Source organism: Nonlabens sp. Asnod3-H03, from assembly GCF_045063665.1.
In the GTDB taxonomy this organism is placed as follows: domain Bacteria; phylum Bacteroidota; class Bacteroidia; order Flavobacteriales; family Flavobacteriaceae; genus Nonlabens; species Nonlabens ulvanivorans.
The window spans coordinates 1,627,684-1,640,441 of sequence record NZ_JBEFOD010000008.1 but is presented as its reverse complement, the minus strand read 5'-3'; the positions used below and the strand labels follow the sequence as shown (position 1 = coordinate 1,640,441).

The window sequence follows — 12,758 nt, the reverse complement described above, 5'->3', positions numbered from 1 at the left end:
TTGAAATAAAATTTCAACGTTTTTTTTATACCTCTTTTTTAGGAAGAAAAATTTTAAATTCAGTCCATTTTCCTAATTCTGAGCTTACTTCAATTCTACCATTCATGTGTTCTAAAAGTCTAGCGACGGTAGCAAGACCAATTCCTGTCCCTGGTTTACCATTCTTATCCTCTTGAGTGGCTATATAGAATAACTTAAAAATTGATTGTATTCTATCTGGCGCAATACCCATTCCGTTATCTTTAATATGTAGTTCATATTCATTAGAATGATTTATCAGAACAACGTCTATAGCTGTTTTTGATTTATCGCTGTATTTTACAGCATTAGTAAATAAATTAATTAGAATTTGTTGAAGTGCTATTTCATTAGTTACCAGCGTTGTGTCTGTTTCTGGTATATAAATAACCTCTACACTATCATCCATTATAGTCATAGAAATAACATCTTCAATTAAATCCACGTAACTTACATTATCATAGTTCTCAGTAACCAATTCTTCACTGCGATAAAATTGCAACATGCCGTCTATATAACGGCTCATACTTTTAGTACTATCTTTAAGAATACCTAGATACTCTATAGATTGTGAGGATAGGCTATTTGAATCTTCTTTAAGTAAATCTGATATCATAAGGATATTGGACAACGGTGCTTTTAAGTCGTGTGACACAATACCTGCAAAATCTTTTAACTCATCATTTCGCTCCTTTAATATGTTGCCTAATCTATCTAATTCAAAAGTTTTAAATCGTTCTTCAAAGAGAGACATCACCTGTTTAGCCATTGCTTTAAGAGCACTAATTTGATGACTAGTTAATACTCGTGGCTTATGATCATAAACGCATAAAGTCCCTAATTTATAACCGTTTACATCTACAAGAGGTACACCTGCATAAAATATAGCCTTTAAACCTTCTACTAATGGATTGTCTTTAAATCGTTCATCTTCTCTAGCATCAGGCACAATCATTATATCTTCCTCACTTACAATAGCATGCCCACAAAAAGAAATATCTCGTGGTGATTCACTTAAATCAACACCTTGTCTTGATTTTAAAAAATTCCTGTCTTTATCCACTAGAGTAATCAATGAAATAGGAGCCTCACAAATACTAGAAATAATAGAAGTGATGTTATCATAGTTTTCCTCGGGCATGGTATCTAGTAATTTATACTTTTCTACAGCAGCCTGTCTTTGAATCTCATCTTTAGGAATAGGTGGAGCTATCATTGTTGTCAAATTATAAATGCAAATTAAGAGTATTATCCATTGATATATACTCTGAAAATCACTTTTTTAAAGACTATATGTTATTACTTATCATTATTATAGTTAATGTTATATAGATCATGATAATTGCGCTTTCGCGAAAGCGAGATCGTTAAAAACCTCACAGATTAAAATAAAATATTTAATTAAACACTTTGGTTGCTGTTGCTTACTTTTGCCATTCGTTTGAAATAAAACAATGGCGTCTTCTAAAAAAGTCAATAATTATCGCAGGAAAATCATGAAATCTCTAACGAGAAAGTTAGGGAGCAATCATGAACCGATGCCTGGCGATTTAAAAGACCTTAAAGAAGTAAAAAGAGTGTTAATCGTGCGCACTAATCATAGATTGGGCAATCTTATTTTAATAACACCTTTAGTACAAGAAGTCATACGTACTTTTCCTAATGCAAAAATTGACCTAATTGTTCAAGGGTTTCTAGGACCTATAATCTTTGAAAATTATGAAGCAGTTGATCATATCACTAGACTTCCTAAAAAGCCATTTAAGAATCTTAAAGATTATATTAAAGGAGCAACATCAGTTCGCAAATACAAATATGATTTTGCTATTAACGCTGTGATAGGCTCTTCTTCTGGTCGATTATATACACAAATGGCTAGAGCTAAGTATAAAGTCTTTGGAGAAGAAGGACAAGACTTTACTCAACAGTTTGAGGATGGACGTCATATCGCAAAAGAACAAGTCTATGCCTTCAGAGCTTATATGACAAGATTAGGTTTTATTAGTGATAATTTACCAGTACCTAACCTAAGTTTAAAACTTAGTAATAAGGAATTACAAAGTGGACTAAAAAGACTACGAGAAATAGTTGATGATTCAAAGAAGGTCATTTCAATTTTCACATTTGCTACTGGAGATAAATGTTATCAACCAGAGTGGTGGATACCGTTTTATAAAAGATTACAATTAGAGTATCCAGATTATCACATTGTAGAGGTGTTGCCTTATGAAAATGTTTCACAAATCAATTTTACAGCGCCATCTTATTACAGTAAGGATATAAGAGAAATTGCAGCTTTCATTTCTCATACTGATGTGTGGATAGGTGCCGATTGTGGAATCATGCATCTTGCAAGCGCATCTGGAGCACCTGTTGTAGGATTGTTTTCAAGAACTAATCGTCACGTATACGAACCTTTTAACGGAAAGAGTTTTTCCTTATTTACAGGAGACTTAACCTATGATGAAATAATTAAAGCCGTAGATGGCGTTATTAAATAAATTTAAACTTTATATATTATGGCAAGACCAAGTGCTACATCGCTTAAAATGAGAATATTTCACCGCTATTTAGGGTTTTTCCTTGCAGGAATAATGGCTATTTATGCAATAAGTGGTATTGTTTTAATTTTCCGTGATAGTGATGTAATGAAACGCGAGGTTTCCTATACAAAAACAATTAATGCACAACTCAATGAGAAAGCTTTAGGACAGGCTATAGGTGATAAGCGATTAAAGATTGAAAAAGTGAATGGCGATGTATTGACCTTTAAAAATGGAGATTATAACAAAGCAACTGGTACTGTAAATTATACAAAAATGGAATTACCATATGTTTTGGATAAAATGACTCACTTACACAAAGCAAAATCTAGCCAACCTTTATTCTTTTTAAATATCACATTTGGTCTTGGATTATTATTCTTTGTATTATCCAGTTTCTGGATGTTTATGCCTGGTACTTCTATATTCAAAAAAGGAATGTATTATACGGCAGCTGGTATAGTGCTAGCCTTAGTTTTGTTATTTATTTAAAGAATTGAAGACATTTAAAAAAATACTACGACGCATGATTTGGACCATCCTTAGCATCATTATTTTACTTGTTGTAGTATATTTTGTATTTGTCAATTTCTATCCCACTTTTGGAGGTGATGTAAATGAAGATAGACAACGTTTATATCAATCATCATCAAACTTTTCTGATCATAAGTTTAGAAACATTGATGCTAGTGTACCGCCTGATTTAGGGTTAAGTAAAACTTTAGGTATCGCTTATAAGTTCTTTACTACTAAGGTTCCTAATGGATCACCATCACATGATCTTCAGGTACAAAAAGTCAATAAAAAGATATTAAAAGAACAGGATTCTACACAATTGATATGGTTTGGTCATTCTGCTTTTTATTTAAAAATGAATGATAAAAGCATTCTCATAGATCCTATGTTTGGTAAAGTGGCAGCTCCACATCCATGGTTAGGTGCAAATCGTTTTAATAGTGAATTACCTATTGAAATTGAAGATTTACCGTCTATTGATGCCGTTATTATATCTCACGATCATTACGATCACTTAGATTATGATTCTATTATAGCTTTAAAAGATAAAGTTTCTCATTATTATGTCCCATTAGGTGTAGGCGTTCATTTAGAAGCATGGGGAATAGAGTCCAGTGCTATTACAGAACTAGACTGGTGGCAAGAGGTGACACTAGGTGATATACAACTAGCGTGTACTCCCGCACAACATTTTTCTGGTAGAAAGATAGGAGCAGAGCAAAGTACTTTATGGAGTAGTTGGGTGATACAAAATGAGACTGAAAAGTTATTCTTTAGTGGTGATAGTGGCTATAGCGATCATTTTAAAGCTATTGGGAATCAATATGGTCCATTTGATCTAGCTTTAATGGAATGCGGTCAGTACAACGAGTTGTGGTCTGATATTCACATGATGCCAGAGGAAACAGCTCAAGCTGGTAAGGATCTTAATGCTCGCGCAATAATGCCTATTCACTGGGCAGGATTCAAACTAGCTTTACATGATTGGCGAGATCCAGTGAATCGTGTTACTACTGCTGGTGAATTATTAAATCTACCTGTTATCACACCTCAAATTGGTGATGTGATACATCTTGATGATACTGCATCAGCTTATGGGCAGTGGTGGAAGTAGAGGTTCTATTTATTGAACATTACATTGCATAATATCCGTCTTTAACCTCGCTTTCGCGAAAGCGGAACACCTATTTACTGAACAAGTACATCATCAAATTCACTTATGATCATTCTTAAGGCATCACCTTATAAGAAACGACTACTTTTGCACTATGTCAACAACTATAAAGAATCAAGAACAAATACTTGCAAAATTAGGAATCACAACACTGAATCCTATGCAAGAACAGGCCTTACTAACCATACCTGCCTATCCTAATACTATTTTACTGTCACCTACAGGTACCGGAAAAACGCTCGCTTTTCTATTACCCGTCATTGATTTATTAAAACCACAAATTAAAGAGGTACAGCTCCTTATCATAGTTCCGTCGAGAGAACTAGCTATTCAAATTGAGCAAGTGATACGTGATATGGGAACTGGTTTTAAGGCAAACGCGGTATATGGTGGACGTCCTATATCAAAAGATAAAATAGAACTTGCCCATACACCAACTATATTAATAGGTACTCCAGGTCGTGTGCTAGATCATCTAGATCGTGAAAGTTTCTCAATTGATGATCTTAAAACAATTGTACTTGATGAATTTGATAAGTCTCTAGAAATAGGGTTTGAACGTGAAATGAGTGATATCATGAGTATCCTAGTCAATGTTAAAAAGCGAATTCTAACTAGTGCTACTCAAAACATACGTATACCAGATTTTGCGAGAGTTAAAAATCCTAAGGTAATAGATTATACCGCTACAGGTGTTAAAGAGTTGGCTATTAAAAAAGTGAGCTCTCCAGATAAGGATAAATTAAAAACGTTAGTAGAATTATTACATCATATAGGAAACCAGCCAGGTATCATATTTTGTAATTTTAAGGATACGATCAATTTTGTTAGCGAATACTTAAGTACTCACGATATTGAACATGGACTTTTCTATGGTGGTATGGAGCAACAAGAGCGTGAACGTGCACTGATAAAATTTAGAAACGGTACTCACCAAATTATCATTGCAACAGATCTTGCAGCACGTGGATTAGATATTCCAGAATTGAAATATATCATACACTATCAATTGCCTCTAAAAGCAGAAGAGTTTACGCATAGAAATGGTAGAACAGCACGAATGAATGCTGCTGGAACTGCATATGTATTGCAATGGAATAAAGAAACAGTGCCGGAATTTATAACAACAGAAGACGTTCTGGTACCAGATGCTATTAAAAGTTCTTTACAAACAGAATGGGCTACCGTATTTATTTCTGGTGGTCGTAAGGATAAAATTTCTAAAGGTGATATCGCTGGGTTATTCTTTAAGCAAGGTGGATTAAATAAAAATGAGTTAGGAGTTATAGAGTTGAAACAGGATTGTGCTTTTGTAGCCGTACCTAAGAAAAAACTTTATGATGTGATTGAAAAGACTAATAATACGCGGCTTAAAAAGAAAAAGGTGCGCATTTATGAACTTTAGTTAATCTAATTGCTTGAAAAAGAATGCCTTTTAGTAGTGATATATTAGTTTTATAAGCTTGAAAGGCTTGTTAAACCTCAATAAATGAAGATATATCAAAAAATAAAGCCGATTAGCAGTTTAATGGCTCTATCTTTGCAACTTACATTATATAATTTAATTACATTAAGATGAGTAAAGGAACAGTAAAATTTTTCAACGAGACTAAAGGATTTGGTTTTATCACTGAAGAAGGAGTAGACAAAGATCACTTCGTACACATTTCAGGATTAATCGACGAGATCCGTGAAGGTGACGAGGTTGAATTTGACCTTAAAGAAGGTAACAAAGGATTAAATGCAGTGAACGTAAAAGTTCTTTAAGACATATATTCAAAGTTTAAGAAAAAGCCCATCCATGTGATGGGCTTTTTTATGCGCTATTTTTTGTGAATTGGTGATGAGTGGTATTCATAAGAATAGAGATATGATTATAATAAATGTTTTAAAAGATGGCACGTGCTTTGCTAACTAAATATTATAATAAATTTAATTACATTACAATGAGTAAAGGAACAGTAAAATTTTTCAACGACACCAAAGGATTTGGATTCATCACTGAAGAAGGAGTAGACAAAGATCATTTTGTACACATTTCAGGATTAATCGATGAGATCCGTGAAGGTGACGAAGTAGAATTTGATCTTAAAGAAGGAAACAAAGGATTAAATGCCGTGAACGTTAAAGTTCTATAGGAAATATATTTTTAAAGTTTTAGAAAAAGCCCATCCATAGTGATGGGCTTTTTTATGATCTATTTTCTAGAATAATCAGTAATTAGAGATAAAGCTTGAGATAAGTTTAACAGCACATCACAACTCAAATGATAATTAATATTGAAATTTGTATTTCCAAAAAAATAAAATATAATTATGAAAAAAATCTTACTGATATGGGTCTTAGCCATAGCTATTACGAGTTGTAAGGAAGCACAAAAAGAAATTGAGATAACAAAAGAAACGACCAAAGTTACTGATATAGTTGATTTAGAGCCTATTAGTGAGTTTACAGCAGCGATTGAAATGGCACACAAAAAAGATGCTTTTTTAAATAAGGATGCAGTACAATATGACTTTAGTGTAGCATTTGGTGGTAATACAATCTTTGAAGGTGTAATTACTCAGGAAACAGATGGTTCAATGATACATATGGTGAAAAACGATGGTAGTGTAATTGTTTTTGATGGTGATAAAGTATTTGCTAGTAATGAAGCTGATTTAACTAACCCAATGACTAGATTTCACATCTTCACTTGGCCATATTTCTTTTCTATGCCATATAAATTAAATGATGGCGGTACGATTTGGCAAGATGAAAAAGCAATGACATGGGGCGATACAACTTTTCCGACAGCTCGATTATCTTTTGAAAATGGAGTAGGTGATACCTCTGAGGACTGGTACGAGGTTTACAAAAACCCAGAAACTAATGTTCTTGCAGGAGTTGCTTACATCGTTAGTTATGGTAAAGGAGTTGAGGCTGCAGAAAAAGAACCACATGCTGCAAAATATAACGAGTTAACTATGGTTGACGGTGTGCCGTTTGCTACTAATTGGTCTTTTCATAATTGGAATCCACAAGATGGTTATACCAATCAAATAGGTCTGGCTACTATAAAAAATATCCAGTTTGTTAATAAAGAAGATTCATTCTATGCACAACCTGATGGTGCTGGAGAGGTTGCTATGCCTGGTGAGTAAAACTTATCTGATATAAAAAAAGCCTGTCACGAGACAGGCTTTTTTTATATCAAAATTTTAACCTTGTAGAGATACGCTCGCATTACATGCTGCACAAGTCATAGCTTTTCCTGCAGTCAAATCCTTTGTTTTAAAGCTTATTATCGTGCCGCAGTCAGGACATGGAATTGTTGTTTCATTAACTTTTTTACTTTTAGTAAATAGTTTCAATTCTTTAAGCTTTTGAGCATCGACATCAGTAGGCTCATTTATTCCTAGAATAGTGTCACATTTTGAACAAGTAAATGTTTGACCTTTTAAATATAGCTCTGTGTCTACAGCGATAGGTGTGTCACATTTAATGCATGGTATATCATTAATCATATTCAATAGGATTTTAAGTATGCAAAATTATTCTTTAAACTTATCATATACTATTAAGTGCTATGAATAAATGATATTTACATAAATTAGTAATTCATAAAAGATATTACACTATCGCGCTTCAATATTTATTCATATGTTCTGCAAATAAGGATCGATCAAAAACGGCCGAAGACTTTTTCAGTTCTCAATATAGACAAATGTCCTTTGAATCTGCAGGCACAAATGATGTGACTTGTAAAAAGTTAGGGACGAACCTAGTTACAAAAGATATGATGGAAAAATCCCATAAAGTATATGTTATGGAGACCAAACATCAGATCTCTTTACAAAAGAAATTTGGGAATCAATTCTTTAATAAGATTACAATTCTACATATTCCCGACATCTATAAATATGGATCTTCAGAATTAATAGATATTCTTAAAAAAAGAGTTTGTTTTGATTCTTAGATTGATTTTAACATAAATTCATACATGTTCCTTTAAATTTATTAAAAATATAAAGAGAGTATTTAAATCTGCTTTCGCGAAAGCATAATAAAAAAAACATGGAATATTTTATCATCGCCCTTAAGGCTGTAGTAGCAATTAGTTTATTAAATGTATGGTTATTACAATTTAATAAAGCCACCAAATGGCGCGGTGGAAATGCACAAAATATGATTGAAGAATTTAGGGTTTATGGTTTACCAGCATGGATGTGCTATGCTGTTGGCTTTTTTAAAGTAACTCTATCGTTACTCTTAATAGCTTCTATATGGTATTCTAACTTAGAAAATATGGCTGCAATAGGTCTTGCTTTATTGTTATCGGGTTCTATATCTATGCATATTAGAATTAAGGATCCAATGTTTAAATCTATTCCTGCAGCTATATTTTTAGCAATGTGTTTAATCATTGCTATTATATAAAGGTTAAAGCATAAGGAAAAAGCGGTAGGCCAAATAAGCATTTAATAAACCAAACAGAAATGCTGGTGCAGATAGCACAAAACTATCCTTGATTTTTAAACGTACTCCAAATCCTAAAAACATCAGTAAGGATAAGCCTAGAGCACCCATAAACCCAAGTATCGATATGGTATAAAGGCCTAGTATTATACTTAAACCACCTAATATTTGAAGTATACCAGTCAAATTGCGATATTGTGGAATACCAAATCGCTCAAACTCTAATACCATACGGTTAGAAAGTAGACAACTGAAACCGTAAAAAAGGAAACAGGCGCCAGAGAATAAGGCTATTACTGTAAAGGAAGTCATATATTATTAATGAGTTAGTAATTTACTCTTATTGAATTTATATCACAAGCTTTTACAGAAAGATTAGGATTGTACTATTCATTTAATTTACGTGAGATATTTAATAACATAATTAGCTCAGCTTCTCATAAAGCGGTAACAAAAAAGGTTCCTAAGAATTACTTAGGAACCTTTTTTTAAACCATTAAACTTCATAAATATCATGAAGGATAGAGGATACGTTTTAGTTCTAAAAATGGAGTTGCTTATAAAATAAAATTAAACTCTTTTTAATTTAATAACACCTATTGAATTCAATACTTTAATGACTAAGTAGGTCATGTCTATTTCATACCATTTCACACCAAAATTTGCTCTACTAGCATGTTTATGATGATTGTTATGATAACCTTCTCCCATCATTAAAAAATCAAATCGGAATAAGTTTTTACTCGTGTTTTTCATTTTAAAGTTTACATAGCCATATATATGACCGAACCAGTTGATGATCACACCATGAACAGGTGCCATCAAAAAAGTAAGCGGTAATAATAACCATTGCCACCAGGCTGTTGCAAATAGGGCAAAGAATAATACATAACCAGTAATCCATAAAAGTCTAGAGAATCTAGAACTAGCAAATTGATCAAAGCCTTTCCACTGTGGCACGTCTTTAGTAAAACGTTGATCTACCTCAATACGTTGTTTATTAATATCTTGATATATGGTTTTAGTCTTCCACATCATGGCAAATAAATTTGCGTCATGTGATGGAGAATGAGGATCTTTTTCAGTGTCTGTATAGGCATGGTGCATGCGGTGCATAATCCCATATCCATAAGCACTTAAATAACTAGCGCCTTGAAATATCCAAGTAAGGATAAAAGTAATGCGCTCCATCGTCTTAGACATCGTAAATACTTGATGAGCAGCATATCGATGCAGGAAAAACGATTGAAAAAACAAACCGCCATACCACAGCACCAAAACAAAAATTATAATAGTCATGTTTTTTTTACAAAGGTAATTTCAGGCAGCAAGCTAAACAATGAACCTAAATCAATTAAATGCGCTTTCTTATCCTACTTAAAGCTTGTGCGGTTACACCTATATAAGAACTGATATACTTTAACGGTATATCTTTTAAAAGCTCTGGACGCTCTTTAAATAGCTTGATGTAACGTTCTTCAGCAGTAAGATTAAGAAGATTTTGTTCTCTCTTTGATTTTATTAAAAATAGACGTTCTGCAGTAAGTCGACCTATAAGATTACCTATTTGAGTGGTTTGATAAACCGACTGTAAATCTGCATAAGTAATGCTTAAAATTGTGGTGTCTGTTAAAGCTTGTAATTGATATGCCGACGGAGATTGTGTTAAGAAAGAATCATAAGCACTTATAAATTGATCCTTAAAACTAAAACCAAAAGTGATTTCTTTCTCGGTATCTTCTTTAGGTATGTATAAACGTACCACACCAGATTCTATAAATGAAATATGATTCTCTATTTGATTTATTTTTAAGAACACCTCTTTTTTGGCAACAAAACGGCGCTGTAATTTTGACATAAAAAACTCCCAATCTTCATTAGATATGGAGGCAATTTGCTCGAGATATGCTTTAATCTGCTTCACTAGAATAGGGACTTTAATAGAATTCGAAGATAGTAATTCATTAGATTTATAATCTATGACGATTATCATTTAAGCCTATGTAATTATAGTTCATATCAAGTAATGCATTAAGGCTAGTCCATTAAAAAAGCTCTCCTAATGCAGAGAGCTTTGAATGAATTATATTTTTGTGACCATTATCGGGCAGCATCGTCACGTTCTAGGTTGTTTTTGCGTTCAGATCCCTGACTATGCAATTTATTTTCCTCATCATTGAGTCCATTAGAGCCATGATTTTTTTGTGCACTTGTGCGTCCTGGTATATCAAGATTTTTTCCAGTAAAATCGACCTTTTCTTCTCGATTGATTAATTGCTGATCTGATTGATCATCCGTATGAATGTTAGCATTATCATTACGTAAGGTTTGTAAATCTTCTTGAGTCACGTCTGGATTATAAGGTAAGTTTTCTTTGTTTTTTGATTCTTCAGTCTTCATAATTTTTCCTTTTACTTAAAGATAAAGAACTCATAGAAGACCTAGGTCTCAATTAACAATACCACAACAATGATTAACAATAGATTGTAATTTATATAGCACTTCTGTTAAAGTAGTTAAGATAAATCAACGATTTACTAATAGAGTCAAATACTAGCTCGGTATAATGCTGTGTGATGATATAATTACGCTTTCGCGAAAGCGTAATTCATAGTCCAGTTATGCCATAATATCCTTAAAACTTGAATTACTAGGATACTCAAAAATCTCAAGATTGAAATAAGGAACAGCTGCAATCGTGTGGTCAAATATATCTGCCATGATATATTCATAATTTTTCCATCTCTTATCACTACTAAAGGCATAGATTTCTATAGGAATTCCGTGGGCAGTAGGAGCGAGCTGTCGTACCATGATCATCATGTCTTTATTTACACCACTGTGTTGTTCAATATAGGTTTCAAGGTACTTTCTAAATACACCGATATTAGTCAGGTTGCGGCCATTTAACAAGACGTCTTTATTGATATTTTGCTCACTATTATAACTGTCTATGTCTGATTGTCGAGTCTCTAGATAACTCGATATCAAGCTTATATCTTTTAAGGTATCTACTTCATCTTTAGTCAAATAACTAACGCTATCTAATTTAATGTTTAAGGCTCTTTTAATACGTCTACCATCAGACACTTCCATACCACGCCAGTTTTTAAAAGAGTCTGATATTAACGCATAAGTAGGTATTGTGGTAATAGTTTTATCAAAGTTTTGAACCTTAACGGTTGATAAGTTAATTTCTATCACGTCGCCATCTGCACCATATTTTTCAAAGGTGATCCAGTCACCTATACGCACCATATCGTTAATAGAGACTTGTATACTTGCCACAAATCCTAAAATAGTATCTCTAAAGACCAAAATAATAATAGCAGATGCAGCACCTAGAGTGGTAAAGAATTTAATAAACTCAACACTGGTTATAATAGCAAACGCAGATAATAATCCCAGTGCCCAAGCAAAGATCATAAACACCTGTATATAGCTGTCTATGGGCTTATCTCTTAATCGAGGTAAGGTTTTAAAATAATCTTTAAGCGCGTTTAATAAACTGCGTACAATCCATAATGTCAATATGATAGCAAAAACTTTAAAGCCTTTTTCTACCATGTTTTCAAAATAAGGAAAGTCCTGAAAAACAATAGGAATAAACTCAAGTCCAAAAATAAGTGGAATGATATGCGCTATGTTTTGAGGTACTTTATTAGAAACTAAAAAATTGTCAAAATTAGTCTTGGTCTTTACCGTAAACTGTGTGAACAGCTTTATAAATATCTTTTTAATGATATAATCCACTAAAAATGCAATGACCAGTAAAGCTACAAGAAGAATGAGCATATTTAAATACTTAGCATACACTGCAGTCATACCAGTCTCTACTAGATAATCATATATAAAGTGTTTCATACTCATAGTTGTACCGTTTTAATCTTGTACTGTGTATCAATGATTTGATCAAGCTAACAGGCTGTAAAATTAACCATCAATAAATCAATAAAAGTCTGTTTAACAATCTTTATGAAATCTAGTGGATTATGGAATCTTTAAGCACTCCATTAGCCTAGAAAAAGGGTAGGAGCTTATGGTTAGAA

At 32.9% G+C, this 12,758-nt stretch carries 16 protein-coding genes; 9 read left to right on the top strand and 7 right to left on the bottom strand.

All coding sequences use genetic code 11. From position 1 onward, the window contains the following. Positions 1-25: 25 nt before the first annotated feature. Positions 26-1,234 carry an ATP-binding protein gene (locus ACJJVI_RS10565; RefSeq protein WP_405351854.1) on the bottom strand — a complete coding sequence of 403 codons (1,209 nt, stop codon included), beginning with the start codon at positions 1,232-1,234 and terminating at the stop codon, positions 26-28. Positions 1,235-1,514: 280 nt separating this feature from the next. Between ACJJVI_RS10565 and ACJJVI_RS10560 the strand changes: the two genes are divergently transcribed. The 7 genes from ACJJVI_RS10560 to ACJJVI_RS10530 all read left to right on the top strand — a co-directional run bounded on the left by ACJJVI_RS10560 (position 1,515) and on the right by ACJJVI_RS10530 (position 7,394). Next, the gene (locus tag ACJJVI_RS10560; RefSeq protein ID WP_405351852.1) at positions 1,515-2,519 is read left to right on the top strand and encodes a glycosyltransferase family 9 protein; all 1,005 of its coding nucleotides are present in this window, start codon (positions 1,515-1,517) and stop codon (positions 2,517-2,519) included. A gap of 18 nt (positions 2,520-2,537) precedes the next feature. Then, a complete protein-coding gene (locus ACJJVI_RS10555) occupies positions 2,538-3,053 on the top strand; it encodes a membrane protein (protein WP_042249244.1) in 516 nt (171 codons plus the stop codon). Positions 3,054-3,087: 34 nt separating this feature from the next. Next, entirely contained in the window at positions 3,088-4,191 is a 1,104-nt protein-coding gene (locus ACJJVI_RS10550; protein ID WP_405351850.1) for an MBL fold metallo-hydrolase, read from the top strand. A gap of 154 nt (positions 4,192-4,345) precedes the next feature. Further along, positions 4,346-5,656, top strand: coding sequence for a DEAD/DEAH box helicase (locus tag ACJJVI_RS10545; RefSeq protein ID WP_042272324.1), 1,311 nt, complete (start codon positions 4,346-4,348; stop codon positions 5,654-5,656). A gap of 170 nt (positions 5,657-5,826) precedes the next feature. Continuing rightward, the gene (locus ACJJVI_RS10540; protein ID WP_036579162.1) at positions 5,827-6,018 is read left to right on the top strand and encodes a cold-shock protein; all 192 of its coding nucleotides are present in this window, start codon (positions 5,827-5,829) and stop codon (positions 6,016-6,018) included. Between the two features lie 179 nt (positions 6,019-6,197). Further along, positions 6,198-6,389, top strand: coding sequence for a cold-shock protein (locus ACJJVI_RS10535; RefSeq protein WP_042288823.1), 192 nt, complete (start codon positions 6,198-6,200; stop codon positions 6,387-6,389). A gap of 177 nt (positions 6,390-6,566) precedes the next feature. Then, complete coding sequence (locus ACJJVI_RS10530; protein WP_348021162.1) at positions 6,567-7,394, top strand: heat-shock protein Hsp90; 828 nt, start codon at positions 6,567-6,569, stop codon at positions 7,392-7,394. Positions 7,395-7,451: 57 nt separating this feature from the next. On the opposite strand, the gene ACJJVI_RS10525 is transcribed toward ACJJVI_RS10530, so the two are convergent. Continuing rightward, positions 7,452-7,757 (bottom strand): hypothetical protein, encoded by a 306-nt coding sequence (locus ACJJVI_RS10525; protein WP_042272322.1) that lies wholly within the window; start codon positions 7,755-7,757, stop codon positions 7,452-7,454. A 200-nt stretch (positions 7,758-7,957) separates the two neighbouring features. On the opposite strand from ACJJVI_RS10525, the gene ACJJVI_RS10520 reads away from it, so the two are divergent. Both ACJJVI_RS10520 and ACJJVI_RS10515 read left to right on the top strand, forming a co-directional pair. Then, positions 7,958-8,209, top strand: coding sequence for a hypothetical protein (locus ACJJVI_RS10520; protein WP_238566702.1), 252 nt, complete (start codon positions 7,958-7,960; stop codon positions 8,207-8,209). A gap of 98 nt (positions 8,210-8,307) precedes the next feature. Then, positions 8,308-8,670: a DoxX family protein gene (locus ACJJVI_RS10515; protein WP_405351846.1), complete on the top strand. Its 363-nt coding sequence runs from the start codon at positions 8,308-8,310 to the stop codon at positions 8,668-8,670. 3 nt (positions 8,671-8,673) lie between these two features. Here ACJJVI_RS10515 and ACJJVI_RS10510 read toward each other — a convergent pair whose 3' ends face one another. From ACJJVI_RS10510 to ACJJVI_RS10490, 5 genes are all read right to left on the bottom strand, one after another. Next, positions 8,674-9,021: a DoxX family protein gene (locus ACJJVI_RS10510; RefSeq protein WP_042296360.1), complete on the bottom strand. Its 348-nt coding sequence runs from the start codon at positions 9,019-9,021 to the stop codon at positions 8,674-8,676. A gap of 258 nt (positions 9,022-9,279) precedes the next feature. Further along, positions 9,280-10,008: an acyl-CoA desaturase gene (locus ACJJVI_RS10505; RefSeq protein WP_405351844.1), complete on the bottom strand. Its 729-nt coding sequence runs from the start codon at positions 10,006-10,008 to the stop codon at positions 9,280-9,282. A gap of 55 nt (positions 10,009-10,063) precedes the next feature. Beyond that, entirely contained in the window at positions 10,064-10,633 is a 570-nt protein-coding gene (locus tag ACJJVI_RS10500) for a Crp/Fnr family transcriptional regulator (RefSeq protein ID WP_036579319.1), read from the bottom strand. Between the two features lie 176 nt (positions 10,634-10,809). Beyond that, positions 10,810-11,109, bottom strand: coding sequence for a hypothetical protein (locus ACJJVI_RS10495; RefSeq protein WP_405351842.1), 300 nt, complete (start codon positions 11,107-11,109; stop codon positions 10,810-10,812). Between the two features lie 219 nt (positions 11,110-11,328). Further along, complete coding sequence (locus tag ACJJVI_RS10490; RefSeq protein ID WP_405351840.1) at positions 11,329-12,579, bottom strand: mechanosensitive ion channel family protein; 1,251 nt, start codon at positions 12,577-12,579, stop codon at positions 11,329-11,331. Between the last annotated feature and the right edge of the window lie 179 nt (positions 12,580-12,758).

What these genes read in the sequence shown, in the direction of transcription:
- ACJJVI_RS10545 (WP_042272324.1), top strand. Translation starts at nt 4,346, where the DNA reads ATGTCAACAACTATAAAGAATCAAGAACAAATACTTGCAAAATTAGGA.
- ACJJVI_RS10535 (WP_042288823.1), top strand. Translation starts at nt 6,198, where the DNA reads ATGAGTAAAGGAACAGTAAAATTTTTCAACGACACCAAAGGATTTGGA.
- ACJJVI_RS10515 (WP_405351846.1), top strand. Translation starts at nt 8,308, where the DNA reads ATGGAATATTTTATCATCGCCCTTAAGGCTGTAGTAGCAATTAGTTTA.
- ACJJVI_RS10510 (WP_042296360.1), bottom strand. Translation starts at nt 9,021, where the DNA reads ATGACTTCCTTTACAGTAATAGCCTTATTCTCTGGCGCCTGTTTCCTT.
- ACJJVI_RS10550 (WP_405351850.1), top strand. Translation starts at nt 3,088, where the DNA reads ATGATTTGGACCATCCTTAGCATCATTATTTTACTTGTTGTAGTATAT.
- ACJJVI_RS10495 (WP_405351842.1), bottom strand. Translation starts at nt 11,109, where the DNA reads ATGAAGACTGAAGAATCAAAAAACAAAGAAAACTTACCTTATAATCCA.
- ACJJVI_RS10490 (WP_405351840.1), bottom strand. Translation starts at nt 12,579, where the DNA reads ATGAGTATGAAACACTTTATATATGATTATCTAGTAGAGACTGGTATG.
- ACJJVI_RS10530 (WP_348021162.1), top strand. Translation starts at nt 6,567, where the DNA reads ATGAAAAAAATCTTACTGATATGGGTCTTAGCCATAGCTATTACGAGT.
- ACJJVI_RS10560 (WP_405351852.1), top strand. Translation starts at nt 1,515, where the DNA reads ATGAAATCTCTAACGAGAAAGTTAGGGAGCAATCATGAACCGATGCCT.
- ACJJVI_RS10525 (WP_042272322.1), bottom strand. Translation starts at nt 7,757, where the DNA reads ATGATTAATGATATACCATGCATTAAATGTGACACACCTATCGCTGTA.
- ACJJVI_RS10555 (WP_042249244.1), top strand. Translation starts at nt 2,538, where the DNA reads ATGGCAAGACCAAGTGCTACATCGCTTAAAATGAGAATATTTCACCGC.
- ACJJVI_RS10540 (WP_036579162.1), top strand. Translation starts at nt 5,827, where the DNA reads ATGAGTAAAGGAACAGTAAAATTTTTCAACGAGACTAAAGGATTTGGT.
- ACJJVI_RS10505 (WP_405351844.1), bottom strand. Translation starts at nt 10,008, where the DNA reads ATGACTATTATAATTTTTGTTTTGGTGCTGTGGTATGGCGGTTTGTTT.
- ACJJVI_RS10520 (WP_238566702.1), top strand. Translation starts at nt 7,958, where the DNA reads ATGTCCTTTGAATCTGCAGGCACAAATGATGTGACTTGTAAAAAGTTA.
- ACJJVI_RS10565 (WP_405351854.1), bottom strand. Translation starts at nt 1,234, where the DNA reads ATGATAGCTCCACCTATTCCTAAAGATGAGATTCAAAGACAGGCTGCT.